We start from the raw sequence: 17,603 nt of genomic DNA, 5'->3' as shown, positions 1-17,603 counted from the left end.
CTTCTCACCAACCGAAAGCCTGAGACATGACTGACCTGAAAGACATATACATCGACCTGCACCGGCATCCGGAGCTGGCCGGTCAGGAAGAACGAACGGCGGGCATCGTGGCGGCCGATCTCACCGAGGCGGGCTACGAGGTGATCGAGCACATCGGCGGCCACGGCGTGGTGGGGATCCTCCGCAACAACGATGGCCCGGTCGTCTGGCTCAGGGCCGACATGGATGCCCTGCCGGTCGCCGAGAACACCGGGCTGGACTATGCCAGCACCGCGCGCGCGGTCGACGCCGACGGCGAGACGGTGCCCGTCATGCACGCGTGCGGGCACGACATGCATGTGACCGCGCTGATCGGTGCCGCCCGCGACCTCGCCGCGAACCGCGACGATTGGTCGGGCACCGTCGTCACCGTCTTCCAGCCGGCCGAGGAGAATCTCTCCGGTGCACGGGCGATGATCGCCGATGACCTCCTCGACCGGGTACCGCGGCCGGACGTCGTGCTCGGCCAGCACGTGGCCCCCGGCCCCGCCGGGATGGTGTTCTACAAGCCGGGTCCGATCCTGGCGGCCAGCGATGCCCTGGAGATCACCCTGTTCGGCAAGGGCGGGCACGGCTCCCGCCCGGAGACCACCGTCGATCCGGTCGTGATGGCCGCGTCGACCATCATGCGGCTGCAGACCATCGTCTCGCGCGAGGTGGCCGCCGGCGATCAGGCCGTGGTCACCATCGGTGTGGTCGAGGCCGGGACCAAGAACAACATCATCCCGGAGACGGCGACGCTGAAGATGTCGGTGCGCACCTACGACCCGGATGTCCGGGACAGCGTGCTCGCCTCCATCACCCGGATCGTGAACGCCGAGGCACAGGCCGCCGGTGCCGAGCGGATGCCGGAGATCACCACCCTCTACGGGGCGCCGGCCACCGTCAACGACGACGACGCCACCGCCAAGGTGGTCGCCTCGTGGACCGAACGCCTCGGCCCGATCGCCCTGCCGGTGCCGCCGGGCACCGGTTCGGAGGACTTCGGGGTCTTCGGCCGCGCGGCCGGCGTGCCGTCGGTGTACTGGTTCCTCGGCGGCGCCGATCCGAAGCTGTTCGCTCCCCCGGCCGAGCTGATGAAGGTACTGGCCGAGTTGCCGTCGAATCACTCGGCCGAGTACGCGCCGGTGATCGAGCCGACGATCACCGTCGGCGCCAAGGCTCTCGTCGCGGCCGCGAAGGCCTGGCTCGGCTGACCGCCGCGCCCGCTCACCGCGGCAGACCCCGGCGCACGATCAGCCACTCGGCGACCACCAGATTGGGCACCCAGCAGAGGAACGGCACGATCAGGTAGGCGGTGCCGAACGGCACCTGTGACGCCGTCAACAGCAGCAGCCAGAGCCGCAGGGTCACGCCCGCGTAGGTGAGCGCGAAGTTCCGCGTCATCGCCGCGCGGTGCGCCGCGACGTCGCCCCGCCGGATCGCCCGATAGCCCAGCGCGCCGGTCGTCAGCCAGAGCAGTGCCAGTACGCCGAAACCGAGTGTTCCGATCAATCCGGCACCCGTACACGGCGCGATCACCAGACCCGCCAGCCCACCGGCACCGACCGCGGTCAGATAGGCCTTGCCTGTCCAACGGTGCACCGCGGGCCACCGGGTGCGAAGCCCGCGCCAGAACTGCAGCGGACCCAGGATCAGCGCGCACCCACCGCCGCCGATGTGCGTGTAGAACGCGATCCGGATCGCCGGTGCGGCGTTCACGTAGTTGCCGGCCACGCTGCCCGACGACGAGTCGGCGAGTTCCCGCAGATTCGCCGTCAGGTACGGGGCGACGGCGAACGCGGCGACCGCGAGAGAGGAGAGCAGGACCCAGGTCCACGCGATCCGGCCGGACGCGGCGGCAGTGGCTGAGGTGGTCATCACGTTCCTGACGGTCGAGGGCGGCCGGACTCGGCTTCGGGTCTCAGCCAATCGGCCGGCCCGTGCGGCGTCGAGAGCCCGCGCGGAAGTTCAGGGTGGTCCGCACCGAAGATCGGGGATGCCACGCACGCCGCGAAACGAAACCTCGGCGCTGCCACCCATTGACATACAACCAGATGGTTGTATATTGAAGTGGTGACCGACGAGGACGAGGACCGGGCCGATGCCCTGTTCCACGCCCTGGCCGACCGGACCCGCCGCGACATCCTGCGGCGCGTGCTGGCCGGGGAACACTCGGTCACCGCGCTGGCGGAGCACTACGACATGAGCTTCGCCGCGGTACAGAAGCACGTCGCCGTCCTCGAACGTGCCGGACTGCTGACCAAACGGCGCAGCGGCCGGCAGCAGATGGCCTCGGGCGACGTCGCCGCTGTGCGGTCGGTGCGCCGCATGCTCGGCGACCTGGAACAGATCTGGCGCGGCCGGATCACCCGGGTCGACGAACTGCTCGCCGCCGATCCCCCACACTCCGATCCCCCGCATCCCGAATCCACCCCTTCCCCATCACCCTGACCAGGAGCCCGTCATGCCCGTCATCGATGTCACCCACGACCCCGACACCTTCACCCTGACCATCACCGCCGAGTTCGCCGCCCCGCGCGACCGGGTCTGGCAGATCTACGCCGACGCCCGGCAGCTGGAACGCATCTGGGGCCCGCCCAGTCACCCCGCGACCTTCGTCGAGCACGACCTGACGCCCGGCACCCTCTGCACGTACTACATGACCGGCCCGGACGGCGAGCGGTTCGGCGGCTGGTGGCGGATCACCGCGGTCGACGCCCCGAACTCGTTCGCCTTCGACGACGGGTTCGCCGACGCCGACCTGAACCCGGTCGCCTCGATGCCGGTCTCGAAGAACGTCTACACGTTCACCGAGCACGACGGCGTCACGCGCGCGGTCTACACCGGGACGTACACCGACGCCGAGAGCCTGCAGAAGGTGCTCGACATGGGCATGGTCGAGGGCGCGACGTCGGCCATCAACCAGATCGACGAGCTTCTCGCCGCCGAACGGTAGGCGGCACGTCGCTAGGCCGTGTCTGGGGCGGCCCGGAAACGACGCGCCACGGTGAACTCGCGCACCGCGATGCCGACGGCCACCACACCGATCACGGCGTAGCCGAAGCTGAGCACCCGCGCCGAGCCGAGCAGCGACGGCCCGCCGAGGGCGACCAGCAGACCGGCCAGCGCCGACCCGAAAGCCGTCGCGATCAGCTGCGCGGTGTTCATCCCGGCCGACACCCGCGCGGCCTCGCGCGGCTGGGCCGCCACCTTGAGTCCGGCGGTGAGCCAGTGCGCCATCGCCATGCCGATCCCGCAGCCGGAGACGAACAGCGCCAGGTACCAGCTCGCCTGAATCGCGCCCGACGGCGCCGCGATCTGCAGGGCGCCGTAGCCGAGGAAGCCCGCCGACACCGTCAGCGGCCCGGCCACCCGCACCAGCTTCTTCCCGCGATCGCCGTCGACGTTCGAGCTGGCGATGGAACCGACGGTCCAGCCCCACGAGATCGCCGCCCCGAGGAAGCCGGCGACCAGCGGCGACATCCCGCCCAGCCGCTGACCGAACAGCGGAATGAAGGTCTCGATGGTCGAGGCGAGGGTGAGCACGGCGATCGAGGCGTAGATCCAGCGCAACGGCGAACGCCCGCGATACGTCGACTCGGGCAGCACACGCGGCCCCGACGTCGTCCGTTCCCGGATCACGAATGCCGCGGCCACCCCCGAGGCGGCGACCACCAGGACCGCGACCAGCAGCGGCGACGACTCGATCGAGGCGACGCTCACCAGCAGCGCAGCGCTCGCCAGCAGCACCAGCGCCAGCCAGGGCACGCCCTCGCCGGGCGACTCGCCCCGCGACGACGCCGCCGCCGGCAGCGAGGTGAGAGTGAGCACCGCGAGCGCCACCGATCCCACGGCCAGGAAGACGAACGCACCGCGCCACCAGCCGATCTGCGCGAAGAATCCGCCGATCACCGGGCCGAGGAGATTGCCGACGCCCCACATCGCCGACATCAGCGCCACCGCCCGCTGCCACAACTGCTCCGGCAGCACCAGACGGAGCACCGCGAAGCCCAGGCCGGCCAGCAACCCGGCCGCGAGCCCCTGCACGCAGCGGCCCACCAGCATGACGGGCATGGTGGGCGCGGCCGCGGTGATCACGGTGCCGACCGCGAAGACCCCGAAGCCCAGCAGATACGACGACCTGCCGCCCAGTCGTTCGAGCGAGCGGCTCACCAGCATCGAGCTGATCACCGCGGAGACCACGAAGACGGTCATCGTCCACGCGTACAGCTTCTCGCCGCCGATCTCGGCGACGGCACTCGGCAGCAGACTCGTCGTCACATAGGTGTTGGTCGCGAACAGGCCGACGCCGCCGGCCAGCACGATCACCGGCGCACGGTGATCGCGGTGGAAGAGCCGGCGCCACGTGCCGGCCTGCCCGTTCCCGGGCGCCTGGCCCGGAGTCACCGGGTCAGTCGAGGTCGTCGTGCCGCACCAGCTGGCGCGCGGCCTCGGTGATCGACCCGGTCAGCGACGGATACACCGAGAAGGTGTGTGCCAGGTCGGAGACCTGCAGCTTGTTCTCCACGGCGAGCGCGATCGGCAGGATCAGCTCGGACGCGTTCGGCGACACGATGACGCCGCCGATCACCACACCCGTCGCGGGGCGGCAGAAGATCTTGACGAAGCCGCGTCGCAGGCCGCTCATCTTGCCCCGCGGATTGGTCGCCAGCGGCAGCATGACCGTGCGCGCGGGGTACTCCCCGGCGTCGATCGCCTTCTGCGAGACGCCGACGGTGGCGATCTCCGGCCGGGTGAAGATGGCCGAGGCCACGGTCTTCAGCCGGAGCGGGCTCACGCCCTCGCCCAGCGAGTGGTACATCGCGATGCGGCCCTGCATGGCGGCCACCGAGGCCAGCGGCAGCAGTCCGGTGCAGTCGCCGGCCGCGTAGATCCCCGGCACCGAGGTGCGCGAGACGCGGTCGACGGTGATGTAGCCGCCGCGGTCGGTGGCCACCCCGGCACCGGCCAGACCGAGGGGCGCGGTGTTCGGGATCGAGCCCACCGTCATCAGCACGTGCGAGCCGGTCACCGTCCGGCCGTCGGCCAGTTCCACGGTCACCTCGTCGCCCCGGCGCGTCACCCGGTCGGCGCGGGCGTGCTTGATCAGGGTGACGCCGCGCTCGGCGAACGCCTCTTCCAGGACCAGTGCCGCATCCTCGTCCTCGTGCGGGAGCACGCGGTCGCGGCTGGACACCAGGGTCACCTTCACGCCGAGCTCGGTGTAGGCGTGGACGAATTCCGCGCCGGTCACACCGGAACCGACGACGATCAGGTGCTCGGGCAGCTCGTCCAGGTCGTACAGCTGCCGCCAGCTGAGGATGCGCTCGCCGTCCGGCTTCGCATCGGGCAGCTCGCGCGGGGAGGCGCCGGTCGCGATGAGCACCACGTCGCCCTCCAGGGTTTCCGTGGATCCGTCCGCATGCGTCGCGATCACCTCGTGAGCGCCGTTGCCCGGCTGCGTCGCGGAGAGCGCGCCGTACGCGTTGATGATGCGCACGCCCTCGCTGACCAGGCGCGCCCGGATGTCCGCGGACTGCGCGAAGGCGAGATCCTTCACCCGCTGGTGGATCTGCGGGAGGGTGACCAGCGCGGATCCGGCGTCGATGTCGATGCCGAGATCATGCGCCTTGCGGACCTCGGTGCGCACTCCGGTCGACGCGATGAAGGTCTTGCTCGGCACGCAGTCGAACAGCACGCAGGCGCCGCCGATCCCGTCCGAGTCGATCAGCGTGATGTCGGCGCCGTAGGCCGCTCCGGCGAGCGCCGCCTCATAGCCGGCGGGCCCGCCTCCGATGATCACGATCCGCGCCACGACACCACTCCTCGACTTCCACACCAATATGTCCGCGTCCAACTTATCCGGTGGCGCGGATGGACGCGCAGTTCCGTCCGCCGCGGGGATCACCTAGGCTTTTCGCGTGCCCATCTATGCCGCGTATGCGTCGAACATGGACCCCGCACAGATGTTGCAGCGGGCTCCGCACTCGCCGATGTCGTCCACCGGCTGGCTGCACGGCTGGCGACTGACGTTCGCCGGCGACGACATCGGCTGGGAGGGCTCGCTGGCCACCGTCACCGAGGACCGGGACGACCCCGACGCGCGGGTCTTCGTGGTGCTCTACGACGTCCCGCCCGAGGACGAGGCCAACCTCGACCGCTGGGAGGGCACCGAACTCGGTGTGCACCGGAAGATCCGGGCCCGCGTCGACACCCCGAACGGCCCGGTGCTCGCCTGGCTGTACGTGATCGACGGCTACGAGGGCGGGCTGCCGTCGGCCCGCTATCTCGGCGTGATGGCCGACGCCGCCGAGATCGCCGGAGCCCCGGGCGACTACGTGGAGCGGCTGCGCCTGCACGAGGCGCGCAACGTGGGGCCCGGTCCCGACGACCCGCTCGACAACCAGTCCTGACCCACCGCCGCGGGATGCGCGGCGGGAATGCTCAGGGCAGCGGGCCGCCGTGCAGGACCGTGCCCGCGAGCGTGGCGATGCCGACGGCGAGGGCACGCTCGTCGATGTCGAAGTTCGGCTGATGCAGGTCGCACTGCGGGCCGGTCCCCGACCAGACACCCAGCCGCGCCATCGCGCCGGGGACGTGCTCCAGGTACCAGGCGAAGTCCTCGCCGCCCGGGGACTGCGGGGTGTCGACCTCGGCCGCGGGGTCCATCGCGGCCACCGATCGCCGCAGCATGCCGACGCTGCCCTCGTCGTTCACCACCGGCGGGACGCCCCGCACGTAGGTCAGGTCGTAGCTGACGCCGAGCGGTGCGACCAGTTCGCCGACGACGCTGCGCACCAGCGGCTCCATGTCGTCCCAGATCGCGTGGTCGCCGGTGCGGACGGTGCCGCGCAGCCGCCCCTCCTGCGGGATCGCGTTGGGGGCGTCGCCGGAATGCACCGCGCCCCAGCTCATCACGGTGCCCGAACGCGGATCGATGCGGCGGGCCAGGACGCCGGGCAGACCGGTGATGAGCGTGCCCATCGCGTAGATGAGGTCGCTGGTCAGGTGCGGACGCGAGGTGTGGCCGCCCGGACCGCGCAGGTGCACCTCGAGCCGGTCGGCGGCCGAGGTGAGCGGCCCGGACCGCAGCCCGACGGTGCCGACCTGCAGGTGCGGATCGCAGTGCAGCGCGAAGATGCGCGCCAGGCCGTCGGTGACGCCGGCGTCGATCGCGTCGAGCGCACCGCCCGGCATCACCTCCTCGGCGGCCTGGAAGATCAGGCGCACCCCGAACGGCAGGTCGGTGCGGCCGGCCAGCAGGCAGCCGACGCCCATCAGGATCGCGCTGTGCGCGTCGTGCCCGCACGAGTGCGAGACGCCGTCGACGCGCGAGGTGAACGGCAGACCGGTCTGCTCCGGGATCGGCAGCCCGTCGAGGTCGGCGCGCAGGCCGATGCGCGGCCGGTCGGCCGGTCCGAAGTCGCACACCACGCCGGTGCCCTTGGGCAGCACGACGGGCGAGAGCCCCGCGCCGGTGAGCACGTCGACGACCTTCGCCGTCGTGGCGAACTCGGCCATCGAGAGCTCCGGGTTCGCGTGGATCTCGCGGCGCCAGGCGATCACCCGGCCGAAGTTCGCCTCGAGCCAGGCACTGATTCCGGCGTCGACTCCTCCGGCGGTCATCAGAGCAGAGACGGCGGCGTCGGCACGGCGAGGGCCTCCAGCAGCGGGCCGCGCAGGCCGCGCTTGATGGTCGCCTGGTTCGGGCCGACCAGCCCGGCGCGCTCGCGGGCCACCTCGCGGGCGCGGTCCAGCAGCGACTCCACCGCGACGGACTCGTCCACGGCTCCGGCGGCGACCGCATCGGCGGCGCCGTAGCGGCGCGAGGTCAGCATCGCCTCGGTGGCCGTGGCGTCCGGGGTCCGGGTGCGCACGAGGGCGGCCATACCGCGGGTGAACGGCATGGTCAGGGCGGCCTCGGGCAACGACCAGAAGCCCCGCTCGGTCCGCATCACCCGGTGGTCGGCGCAGAGGACCAGCATGGCGCCGGCCCCGAAGGCGTGGCCGTTGACGGCGGCGATCGTCGGGGCCGGAAGGGTCAGCACCCGGGTGTACAGCGCATGGACGCGATCGAGGTACGCCGGAAGCTCGCCCGGTGCCGCGGCGACGTAGTCGGTATCGAGACCGTTGCTGAAGAACTTTCCGGTCGCGCTGAGGATGATCGGCTTGTTCGCGGCGACGGCCTCGTCGAGGGTGGCGCCCACGGCGTCGAGCCACGCCGGCGAGAAGCGATTCTCCGGATTGTTCTCATCGAGTTCGACGCCCGCGGTGCCCAGGAAGACCTCGGCGGCGTCGTCGGTCACGTTCAGATACGGCATGGCAGAGACTCTATCGCTGCTCGATCCACCCCTTGCCCTTTAGGGTGATCACCATGGACCCCACCGTCGATCCAGACGCCGCGGCCGCCGCGGCGGCGGCCACCATCTCCGCCGAAACCGACTGCGGCAGACACGATGTCGCGATCGTCCTCGGATCCGGATGGGCGCCGGCCGCGGACGCCCTCGGGCCGCCGGTCGCCGAGGTCCCGATGTCCCGGCTGCCCGGCTTCACGCCGCCGGCCGCGCAGGGTCACCGCGGCACCGTGCGCTCGGTCCGGATCGGCACCAAGCGGGTCCTGGTCCTGCTCGGCCGGGTCCACGCCTACGAGGGTCACCACCTGGCCCGGGTGGTCCACCCGGTCCGGACCGCGGCCGCCGCCGGCTGCCACACCGTGGTGCTGACCAACGCCGCCGGCGGGATCGCCCCGGGACTGCGGGTCGGCGAACCCGTCCTCATCAGCGACCAACTCAACCTGACCGGCCGCTCCCCGCTGTCCGGCGCACAGTTCGTGAACATGGTCGACGCCTACGCGCCCGCCCTGCGCGCACTGGCCCGCTCCGTCGACCCGGACCTGCGGGAGGGCGTGTACGCGGGACTGCCCGGCCCGCAGTACGAGACCCCGGCGGAGATCCGGATGCTCGGCGCCGTCGGCGCCGACCTGGTGGGCATGTCCACGGTGCACGAGACGATCGCGGCACGGGCCGCCGGTATCGACGTCATGGGAATCTCACTGGTGACCAACCTCGCCGCGGGCATCACCGGCGAGCCGCTGAATCACGCCGAGGTGCTGGCGGTCGGCGCGGCGTCGGCGAGCCGGATGGGTGAGCTGCTGGCCGACGTCGTGGCCGCGATGGACTCGCGGTGACGCTCCACTTCGGCACCGCCGGCCTGCGCGGACCGGTCGGCGACGGCCCGGACGCCATGAACGTCGAGACCGTCACCCGGGCCACCGCGGGCCTCGCGGACTGGCTGCGCCGGCGCCACGCGGCGGGCGGCGCCGTCGTCGTCGGACGCGATGCGCGCCACGGTTCCGAGGACTTCTTCGCGGCGACGACGCAGACCTTCGCCGCCGCCGGCTTCGACGTCGTCGCCCTGCCCGTACCCGGCCCCACCCCGCTCGTGGCCTTCGCCACCCGCCGGCTCGGGGCGGTGGCCGGGGTGATGATCACCGCCTCGCACAACCCGCCGCGCGACAACGGCTACAAGGTGTACCTGGACGGCGGCGCGCAGCTGATCGAGCCGGCCGACCGCGAGATCGAGGCGTGCATCGCGGCGGCCCCGCCCGCCGCGGACATTCCACGCGTACCCGTCGAGCCCGACGCCCGGGCCCGCGCCGTCCGCGACGACTACCTGGCCCGGCTCGACGCGCGCTTCGGCGCGCCGGAGACCACCCCGCTGCGGATCGCGCTGACCCCGCTGCACGGTGTGGGCGGCGCGCTCGCCGTCGAGGCCCTGCGGCGCAGCGGATTCGGCGACGTCCACGTCGTCGCCGCACAGGCCGAACCGGATCCCGACTTCCCCACCGTCGCCTTTCCCAACCCCGAGGAGCCCGGCGCCACGGACCTGCTGCTGTCGCTGGCCGCCGACCGCCGCGCCGACCTGGCTATCGCCCTCGACCCGGACGCCGACCGGTGCGCCGTCGGCGTACCCGGCCGCGACGGCGAATGGCGGATGCTGACCGGCGACGAGACCGGCGCCCTGCTCACCGCCGCGATCCTCGACGAGCGGCAGGCCGCCGGCCGGCACGGTCCGGCACCGGTGGTGGCGTCGTCGATCGTGTCCGGCACTCTCGCCGGTGCGATCGCCGAGGCGCGCGGCGCGCGCTCGGTGCGCACGCTGACCGGTTTCAAATGGCTGGTGCGGGCCGGGGAACCGCTGGTCTACGCCTACGAGGAGGCGCTCGGGCACTGCGTCGACCCGGATGCCGTCCGCGACAAGGACGGCATCAGCGCCGCGGTGGCCCTGGCACGACTCGCCGCGGCCCGCACGCGGACCGGCAGCGATCTGGTGGCCGCGCTGGAGGAACTGATGACCGCCTACGGCCGGCGGGTCACCGCGCAGCGGAGTCTGCGCGTCGAACGGCAGGCGGACCTCGCGGCCCTGATGGCCGGGCTGCGCCGCGACCCGCCTGCCGCACTCGCGGGTGTGCCGGTCGTCGTGGCTGATCTGGCCGCCGGCGGCCCCGGTCCACACACCGACGCCGTAGAATTGGCCGGTCGTGATCGGTCGGGGATCACCGTGCGGATCGTCGCCCGCCCGAGCGGGACCGAACCGAAACTCAAGTACTACGGGGAGGCGGCCGTACCGCCTGGGGACCAGCGGCCCGCGGAGGCGCTCGCCGGACTGCTGTCGGCGGTCCTGGCCGGGCTTCCGGGCGGGACGCTGTCAGAGAGGGGAACGCCGTGACCGACCCGAATCATCCGCATCCGTACGAACCGACCCAGATCGGGCCGACATCCGACGCGTACACGCAGCCGCAGAGCGCGCCGCCGCCGTACAGCGGCGACTACACCCAGCCGCACGCCTACCCGGCCGGGTATCCCGGCGCGTACCCGGGCGGCTATCCCCCGCAGCGCCCGAACCGGACGCCGCAGATCCTCGCCGGCCTCGCCGCGGGGGTCGCGGCCGTCGCGGTGATCGTGCTGATCGTCGTCGCCCTGCGCGGCGGATTCGGCGGCCACCAGAAGAACGACGACGCCGCGCAGCCCGGCGCGGTCACCACGGTGACCGAGCACCGGCCGGGCGGCACCGCCGCGGAGACCACCGTGCCGCCCGCGACGACCACCGTGACCACCACGCCCCCGACGGTGGTCACCGGCTCCCCGGTCTCGGTGACCGGCGCGGACATCCACGGCTTCTACTCCGGCCCGCGCTGCAACGCCGGCGAGGACCCGGCGGTCTTCATCGGCCGCACCAACCGCTCCCTCGTCGTGATCTGCCAGGTCGGCGACCAGACCGGGCGCTACTACTACAAGGGCTACGCCGACGGGAACACCATCGAGGTCGGGTATCCGACGCGCTCGGGGTCGTCGTTCACCGCGACCAACGGGGCCACCCAGTACCTCGTGTCGCCGTCCGCGCTGGTCATCACCGACGGCGGCAGCACCGTGGCGAACGAGCCGATGCTGGACTCCTGGGTGAACTGAGCCCGTCAGAAGTTCCGCGGGCCGAACAGCCGGTCGCCGGCATCGCCGAGGCCCGGCACGATGTACGACTGCTCGTTGAGGCCGTCATCGATCGCGCCGATCACCAGCCGCAACCGGCGAGGCGAGCGGGTGGCGGCGGCTTCCCGCAGCGCCGCCACGCCCTCCCGCGCGCCGATCACGCAGATCGCGGTCACGTCGTCGGCGCCGCGCCGGTCCAGGACCTTCAGGGTGTGCCGCATCGATCCGGCGGTCGCCAGCATCGGGTCGAGCACCAGGACGGGACGTCCGGACAGGTTGTCCGGGAGGGACACCAGGTATTCGTGCGGCCGGGCGGTCTGCTCGTCGCGGGCGACGCCGACGAACCCGACCTGCGCCTCCGGGAGCAGGTTCATCGCCGCGTCCAGCATGCCCAGACCGGCGCGCAGGACGGGCACCAGCAGCGGCGGCCGGGCGAGTTCAGCGCCCTCGAACGGCCCGATCGGCGTGTTCACCATGACCGGCGCGGTGTCGTGCTCGGCCGTCGCCGCGTAGATCAGGTGCGACGACAGCTGCGTCAGAAGTGTCCGGAACTGCGCATTCGGGGTGCGCTCATCGCGCAGCGCGGTGAGTCGTGTCCGGACCAACGGGTGGTCCACCACGGTCAGTTCCAGGGTTCCGTCGTCCATGGCGAGCAAGCGTAACGCGACGCGCCGCGGGAGAAAGTGGAACCGAACGGGACGCTGGCGCGTCAAAACACCATGAAGAATCTCGCAGTCTCACCGCCCGTCCTGTCCACCGTCGCCGGCCGGCACTCCAGCGCCGCCGGCCTGATCGCCGATCGCGCCGTCGCCGAACGGTTCGACGCCGCCACGCTCGCGCCGACCTTCGGCCTGATCGGCGCGCCCTTCCTGGCCGCGCTGTCGGCCGCCCTGCACGCCCGCACCGGGCGGCTCGACGACCTGGCCCGGGCGCATGCCGGCCAGGCCGCGAACACGCTGACCGGGGCGGCGGCCTACGCCGCCGCCGACACCGCCGGTGGACGGGAGATGTGAGCATGAGTTTCGAATTCCTCATCGCGCCACTGCGGACGCTGATCGCAACACTCGGCACCGGTGATCTGCCTGCCGGCGGTCCGGTCGGCGCCCTGACCGCCTCGGGTCCCGCCCTCGGCCGCGCCGCCGCTCTGGCCGGCCGCGCGGCCGCCGACACCGCGGCCGGCTGGACCGGCACGGGCGGGACCGCCGCGGGCACCTTGAGCACCGCCACGGGTAAGACCGATGCGGCCGTCGGCGACGACGGCGCGGACATCGCCGCCCTCGTCGGCTCCGCGGCGCGGCGGGTGAAGGCGGCCAACACCGAACTCAACGCGCTCGCCGACGGATTCGTCGCGGCCGCCGGCGCCGCGGTTCCGTCGCTCACTCCGGCCGCCCTGATCACCCTGGTGCCGCTCGCCGCGAGCTACCTCGCTCGCGGGCTCGCCGTCGTCCATCGCACCCAGTCCGAGCTGGCCGGCGACACCGCCGGGCTCGCCCGGCACCAGGCCCCGGCGACGATCACCTCGACCACCCCGGGCGCGGTGCCGATCCGGCTCCCGGACGGGTCGGTGGCGTACGCGCCCAATCAGCGGGCGGCGACGGCGGTCCGTGCCGCGCTGAGCCAGCGTGGCGTCCCGTACGTGTGGGGCGGCACCACGCCGGCCGGCTTCGATTGCAGCGGGCTCACGCAATGGGCCTACCGGCAGGCCGGGCTCGAGCTCCCCCGGCTCGCGCAGGACCAGGACGCCGCCGGTTTCCGGGTCTCGCAGTCGGACTTGCGGCCGGGTGATCTCGCGGTCTGGAGCGGTCACGTCGCGATGATCGTCGGCAACGGCCAGATGGTCGAGGCCGGAGATCCGGTGCAGGTCAGCGCCATCCGCACCACGAATCTGGACCAGCAGTTCGAAGGCTTCTACCGGCCCCGGTAGTCTCATGCGCATGGCCGGAGACATCGTCCCCATCGAGCTCGGACTCACCGATGGCAACCTGTTCACCCTGTGGGCCCCGCGCTGGCGCGAAGGCGACGACGAGTGGGAGGCCTTCCTCGGGCTCGAGGAGGACCTCTACGGGTTCGATTCGGTCGCCGCGCTGGCCGCATTCGTCCGCACCGACGACGACAACGACCTGGCCGATCATCCCCAGTGGGACACGGTCCGGAAGCTGAAGGCCGAGGAGCTGATCCCGGACGACAAGCACAGCTACGACCTGATCGGCGTGCCGGAACTGGCCGCCGAGGATCCGCGCGGCGAGGTGATCGCCGAGCTCGAGAACGCCCTGGAGATCACCCGCATCATCGGTGAGGTCTGCGAGCTGACCCCGGTCACCAAGTTCTTCACCGCCAACCCGATTCTGGGCGCCGTCACCGTCGGCACCGACAACTTCCACGGCCGCGAGGGCGTGGACTTGTGGGTGCGCATCGGGCGTCTGATCGCCAAGCACTGGGACGACGTGATCGACGCGCTCGACGACGTCGTCACCACCCCCGAGGTCGATGCCGAGGCCCTCGTCGTCGCCGAGGACGAGCTGGATGCCGCCGCCTCCGCCGAGGACGAGGACGAGCCGGAGTTCGAGCCGGTGGATCCGCTCAGCGACGACGAGGACACCGACGACGAGCAGGACGACGCGGACGACCTCGACGAGGAAGACGAGGACGAGGGCTTCTGGGCCGAGGTCGGCATCGACCCGATCCGGATCTTCACCGACGAGGGCGAGTTCCTCACGCTGCGCTGCTACGTGGGCGACAAGCCGGTCTTCCTGGGCAGCAAGGGCACCATCTACGGATTCAGCTCCGAGCGCGCCCTCACCCGCTACCTGGCCGAATCCAACAGCCATGAGCTCGCGCGCGTGTCCACGTACGACGAGGTCCAGTCGATGGCGAACGCCGGCGAACTGACCTACGACGTGCTGCCGGAGAACGAGTACGCGCTGCCCGGCATCGACGAGGACATGCTCGAAGGTCCCCGCCGCGTCGACAGCCGCCAGCTCGATCTGGCCGTCGAACTGCTCACCGACGCCGCCGACTTCGCCGGGATCGACACCGTCGACGAGGCGCTGCGCACCACCACGCCGCTCGGCTGGTTCGTCGACTACGCCATCAAGCCGGACCCGAACCGGCTCGCTCCGTCCGGTCCGTTCGACAACGAGTCCGAGTCGTGGCGCGCCCTGGTCGGCGACTTCGAGGAGCGCCTGGTCCGCCGCGGCTGACCCCGATCGAGCGGAGTGACGCCGGCTTAGCCGAGGAGCACCGCGTACCCGGGCTTGATCACGTCGTCGATCAGCGCGAGCCGCTGGTCGAAGTGCAGGAACGCCGACTTCATCGCGTTGACGGTGAACCGCTCGAAGTCGGCCCAGCCGTAGCCGAAGGCGTCGTGCAGCACCGTGAACTCGCGGCTCATGGTGGTGTTGCTCATCAGCCGGTTGTCGGTGTTCACCGTGACCCGGAAGCGCAGTCGGGCCAGCACGTTGAAGGGATGCTCGGCGATCGACGCCACCGCGCCGGTCTGCACGTTGCTGCTCGGGCACAGTTCGAGCGGGATCCGCTTGTCCCGCACGTAGTCGGCGATCGGTCCGAGCACCGCACCGGAGTAGTCGTGCTGGTCGGGTGACGACCCCGGCGGCAGCGTGATGTCGTCGATGACGCGGACGCCGTGGCCGAGCCGGTCGGCACCGCAGAAGGCGATCGCCTCGTGGATCGACGGCAGCCCGAACGCCTCACCCGCGTGGATGGTGAAGTGGGAGTTCTCGCCCCGCAGGTATTCGAACGCGTCGAGGTGCCGCGACGGCGGGTTGCCCGCTTCGGCCCCCGCGATGTCGAATCCGACCACGCCGCGATCCCGGAACCGGATCGCCAGCTCGGCGATCTCCCGCGACCGCGCGGCATGCCGCATCGCGGTCAGCAGGCACCGCACGACGATCGGCCGCCCCGCGTCGCGGGACAGTTCCTCGCCCTCGGCGAATCCGAGCAGCACCGCCTCGACCACCTCGTCGAGGCTCATCCCCCGCTCGGTGTGCAGTTCCGGGGCGAACCGGATCTCCGCGTACACCACCCCGTCGGCCGACAGGTCCTCCGCGCATTCGCGGGCCACCCGGGTCAGCGCGTGCGGGGTCTGCATGACGGCGACGGTGTGCGTGAAGGTCTCCAGATAGGTCTCCAGCGAGCCGGAGTCGGCGGCCGTGGCGAACCAGGTGGCGAGCGCGTCGGAGTCGTCGGCGGGCAGGGCGTCGTAGCCGTTCTCGCGGGCCAGGTCCAGCACGGTCGAGGGCCGCAGTCCGCCGTCGAGGTGGTCGTGCAGAAGCACCTTGGGTGCGAGTCGGCAGGAGTCCAGGGTGATCGCTTCGGGGATGGCCATGGCCCCACGGTAGCCGCGCCGCACCGGCCCCGGCCGCCGCGCATCGGCAGGTCCGGCGATGTCCACCCGGCCGCCACCGCCCGTTCCCCGGCCCGACGCTCCCCGCCACGCCGAACGGTGACGGTCGAGCGGAGTCGAGGCCACTCGTTCTGGCCGGGGCCGGTCAGAACGGTGGTGGTCCTGCGGCCTCGGCGGCGCGTGCGCGTTCTCGGCGCAGGCGGGCGCGTTCAGAGCGGCGCCAGGCGTGTTTGTAGGCGGTGGCCGCCCGCAGACCGCCCCTGGGTGCGTATCCGCCCTCGTTCCCGGGGCCTGCCGGTACGTGCGAGCCGGGTTCGGGTGGTGCTTGGGACCGGTGGGCACACCTCACCCCGGTGAGCTGGGGGAACAGCCACTGGTTCGGTGCGCGGGTCTCGAACGTCATGCCGTGGACGGTGATCGCGGTCCAGACGGTGCCGTCGTCGTCGATCCACTGCTCATCGACCCACCCGTCTGCGGGGTTCGACGCGCCGAGGTGGGTTTTCAGGAGGTGATGACGCTGACATTTGGGGTTGACATTGCACAAACAGGTCGGGCCGCCCGAGGCCGGGCACACCTGGTCGTATTCCTCGCAGTGATCCAACTCGCAGCGCCACGCCGGCTGGTGACAGCCCGGGATCGTGCACGTGCCGAACAGGGCGCGGACCAAGACGTCCAAGGCCGCGGTCGGCCGGTAGGGGTCGCCGGGCTGGGCGCCGCCGGTCAGGAACGCGGCCGGAGCCGCGCCGTGGACACCGCTGTCGTCTCCGGTGCTATCGGTGCTATCGGTGCTATCGGTGCTATCGGTGCTGTTGGTGGTGTCTCGGTGTTGTTCGTCGGTGGCGGTGCTGCTCGACTCCGCCGCGCCGGAATCGGTGGCGCGGCCGGAACCTGCACGGCCCGCGCCATCAGCGTGGTCGTGACCGTCAACCTGCTCGTCGTCGTGGTTGTGCTCGTCGGGTGGCCGGATCTCGGCCGCGGGACCGGGGCTGCCAGTGGCCTCGGTGTCCGCGCCGTGCTGGGCCGCGGTGCCGGCCGGGTTGTCGCCGGTCGCCACGGACCCGGCCTTCGTATCGAGACCTCGACCAGCATGGAGTCCACTCGATCGGCGGGAAGACGCGTCAGGCCCCGCTGCCGTTGCTGTTGCTGTTGCTGTTGCTGTTGCCGCCGAGTGTGGGGTCAGGAGTTTGTCCAGGTCGAGGTCCCGCACCAGTGCGTCGGGGCGGTGGGTGAGGTCGCGGGCATGGTCGGCGCTGATCGGGCCGTGACCATCGAGGAACCCGGGCTGATCGTCCTGCCCGGTCAGGGTGGACTTCTGGCACACCGCGTGCACGATGATCCGTGCCTGCCGCTCAGAAATCTGCGCGTCGGTCAGGGTGGCGGTGCAGGTGGTCTTGTCCGGGCAGGCACAGGTGAACGGTAATCCCCGTAGACACGCGATCGCCGCCGCCGACCGCCGCGCCCCTATGGTGCGGGGGTCATTCGGGCAGACCCCGGCGACCATCGCCTCCACCGCCTCATAGGCCAGGCGAGTCTCCTCGGCGTCAGCGGTGACATGAATCCCGCCCAGCCCTTCCGCGTAGTCGCGCCGGGTGACATTCTTCCGGCACTGCGCCTTCTCGTGTCGTTTCCGGCTCGCCTCGGCGTCATGGGTGGTGACGATCCGGTCGGCGATCTGCCCGGCCGCCTTCACCGAGACATGCCCCGCCCGAGCCAGGGCCGTGGCGAGGTCGTCA

At 71.7% G+C, this 17,603-nt stretch carries 18 protein-coding genes; 10 read left to right on the top strand and 8 right to left on the bottom strand.

Going from position 1 to position 17,603, the window contains the following annotated elements; translation table 11 throughout:
• Nucleotides 1-26: 26 nt before the first annotated feature.
• Entirely contained in the window at nucleotides 27-1,235 is a 1,209-nt protein-coding gene (locus ACSEEN_RS02095; RefSeq protein WP_440712167.1) for an amidohydrolase, read from the top strand.
• 13 nt (nucleotides 1,236-1,248) lie between these two features.
• On the opposite strand, the gene ACSEEN_RS02090 is transcribed toward ACSEEN_RS02095, so the two are convergent.
• Complete coding sequence (locus tag ACSEEN_RS02090) at nucleotides 1,249-1,899, bottom strand: DUF2306 domain-containing protein (RefSeq protein ID WP_440712166.1); 651 nt, start codon at nucleotides 1,897-1,899, stop codon at nucleotides 1,249-1,251.
• Between the two features lie 195 nt (nucleotides 1,900-2,094).
• On the opposite strand from ACSEEN_RS02090, the gene ACSEEN_RS02085 reads away from it, so the two are divergent.
• Both ACSEEN_RS02085 and ACSEEN_RS02080 read left to right on the top strand, forming a co-directional pair.
• The gene (locus tag ACSEEN_RS02085) at nucleotides 2,095-2,472 is read left to right on the top strand and encodes an ArsR/SmtB family transcription factor (RefSeq protein WP_440712165.1); all 378 of its coding nucleotides are present in this window, start codon (nucleotides 2,095-2,097) and stop codon (nucleotides 2,470-2,472) included.
• A 13-nt stretch (nucleotides 2,473-2,485) separates the two neighbouring features.
• Nucleotides 2,486-2,977: an SRPBCC family protein gene (locus tag ACSEEN_RS02080; protein ID WP_371308386.1), complete on the top strand. Its 492-nt coding sequence runs from the start codon at nucleotides 2,486-2,488 to the stop codon at nucleotides 2,975-2,977.
• An 11-nt stretch (nucleotides 2,978-2,988) separates the two neighbouring features.
• Here the strand turns inward: ACSEEN_RS02080 and ACSEEN_RS02075 are convergent, their stop codons facing one another.
• Together ACSEEN_RS02075 and ACSEEN_RS02070 are read right to left on the bottom strand one after the other, a co-directional pair.
• Nucleotides 2,989-4,428, bottom strand: coding sequence for an MFS transporter (locus tag ACSEEN_RS02075; protein ID WP_440712164.1), 1,440 nt, complete (start codon nucleotides 4,426-4,428; stop codon nucleotides 2,989-2,991).
• A gap of 4 nt (nucleotides 4,429-4,432) precedes the next feature.
• Complete coding sequence (locus ACSEEN_RS02070) at nucleotides 4,433-5,836, bottom strand: NAD(P)H-quinone dehydrogenase (RefSeq protein ID WP_440712163.1); 1,404 nt, start codon at nucleotides 5,834-5,836, stop codon at nucleotides 4,433-4,435.
• 106 nt (nucleotides 5,837-5,942) lie between these two features.
• Between ACSEEN_RS02070 and ACSEEN_RS02065 the strand changes: the two genes are divergently transcribed.
• Nucleotides 5,943-6,434 carry a gamma-glutamylcyclotransferase family protein gene (locus tag ACSEEN_RS02065; protein ID WP_247867042.1) on the top strand — a complete coding sequence of 164 codons (492 nt, stop codon included), beginning with the start codon at nucleotides 5,943-5,945 and terminating at the stop codon, nucleotides 6,432-6,434.
• Nucleotides 6,435-6,465: 31 nt separating this feature from the next.
• Here ACSEEN_RS02065 and ACSEEN_RS02060 read toward each other — a convergent pair whose 3' ends face one another.
• Together ACSEEN_RS02060 and ACSEEN_RS02055 are read right to left on the bottom strand one after the other, a co-directional pair.
• Complete coding sequence (locus ACSEEN_RS02060; protein ID WP_440712162.1) at nucleotides 6,466-7,647, bottom strand: amidohydrolase; 1,182 nt, start codon at nucleotides 7,645-7,647, stop codon at nucleotides 6,466-6,468.
• Complete coding sequence (locus ACSEEN_RS02055; protein WP_298442645.1) at nucleotides 7,647-8,342, bottom strand: enoyl-CoA hydratase/isomerase family protein; 696 nt, start codon at nucleotides 8,340-8,342, stop codon at nucleotides 7,647-7,649. Before ACSEEN_RS02055 ends, ACSEEN_RS02060 begins: the two co-directional genes overlap by 1 nt.
• Nucleotides 8,343-8,395: 53 nt before the next feature.
• Here ACSEEN_RS02055 and ACSEEN_RS02050 point away from each other — a divergent pair, with 53 nt between their 5' ends.
• From ACSEEN_RS02050 to ACSEEN_RS02040, 3 genes are read left to right on the top strand one after another with little or no spacing between them, the layout of a single operon-like run.
• Nucleotides 8,396-9,208, top strand: coding sequence for a purine-nucleoside phosphorylase (locus tag ACSEEN_RS02050; RefSeq protein WP_298442648.1), 813 nt, complete (start codon nucleotides 8,396-8,398; stop codon nucleotides 9,206-9,208).
• Nucleotides 9,205-10,749 carry a phospho-sugar mutase gene (locus tag ACSEEN_RS02045; RefSeq protein WP_440712161.1) on the top strand — a complete coding sequence of 515 codons (1,545 nt, stop codon included), beginning with the start codon at nucleotides 9,205-9,207 and terminating at the stop codon, nucleotides 10,747-10,749. Before ACSEEN_RS02050 ends, ACSEEN_RS02045 begins: the two co-directional genes overlap by 4 nt.
• Entirely contained in the window at nucleotides 10,746-11,489 is a 744-nt protein-coding gene (locus ACSEEN_RS02040) for a hypothetical protein (RefSeq protein ID WP_440712160.1), read from the top strand. The genes ACSEEN_RS02045 and ACSEEN_RS02040 overlap by 4 nt, the downstream gene beginning before the upstream one ends.
• Nucleotides 11,490-11,494: 5 nt before the next feature.
• Here the strand turns inward: ACSEEN_RS02040 and upp are convergent, their stop codons facing one another.
• On the bottom strand, nucleotides 11,495-12,139 hold the full coding sequence (upp, locus tag ACSEEN_RS02035; RefSeq protein ID WP_440712268.1) for a uracil phosphoribosyltransferase: 645 nt from the start codon (nucleotides 12,137-12,139) through the stop codon (nucleotides 11,495-11,497).
• Nucleotides 12,140-12,226: 87 nt separating this feature from the next.
• On the opposite strand from upp, the gene ACSEEN_RS02030 reads away from it, so the two are divergent.
• The 3 genes from ACSEEN_RS02030 to ACSEEN_RS02020 are packed head-to-tail and all read left to right on the top strand — an operon-like array spanning nucleotide 12,227 to nucleotide 14,707.
• Nucleotides 12,227-12,520 (top strand): type VII secretion target, encoded by a 294-nt coding sequence (locus ACSEEN_RS02030; RefSeq protein WP_440712159.1) that lies wholly within the window; start codon nucleotides 12,227-12,229, stop codon nucleotides 12,518-12,520.
• A gap of 2 nt (nucleotides 12,521-12,522) precedes the next feature.
• Entirely contained in the window at nucleotides 12,523-13,431 is a 909-nt protein-coding gene (locus tag ACSEEN_RS02025) for a C40 family peptidase (RefSeq protein ID WP_440712158.1), read from the top strand.
• Between the two features lie 10 nt (nucleotides 13,432-13,441).
• On the top strand, nucleotides 13,442-14,707 hold the full coding sequence (locus tag ACSEEN_RS02020; RefSeq protein WP_298441278.1) for a SatS C-terminal domain-containing protein: 1,266 nt from the start codon (nucleotides 13,442-13,444) through the stop codon (nucleotides 14,705-14,707).
• A 26-nt stretch (nucleotides 14,708-14,733) separates the two neighbouring features.
• Here ACSEEN_RS02020 and ACSEEN_RS02015 read toward each other — a convergent pair whose 3' ends face one another.
• Nucleotides 14,734-15,852: an adenosine deaminase gene (locus ACSEEN_RS02015; RefSeq protein WP_298441280.1), complete on the bottom strand. Its 1,119-nt coding sequence runs from the start codon at nucleotides 15,850-15,852 to the stop codon at nucleotides 14,734-14,736.
• Between the two features lie 163 nt (nucleotides 15,853-16,015).
• Nucleotides 16,016-17,603, bottom strand: a 1,588-nt coding sequence (locus ACSEEN_RS02010; RefSeq protein ID WP_440712157.1) for a hypothetical protein, incomplete at its 5' end; no start/stop codon positions are given.

This window comes from Gordonia marina (assembly GCF_052036135.1).
GTDB lineage: Bacteria > Actinomycetota > Actinomycetes > Mycobacteriales > Mycobacteriaceae > Gordonia.
The sequence above is the reverse complement of the archived record's forward strand: the minus strand, read 5'-3'. Positions and strand labels throughout refer to the sequence as shown.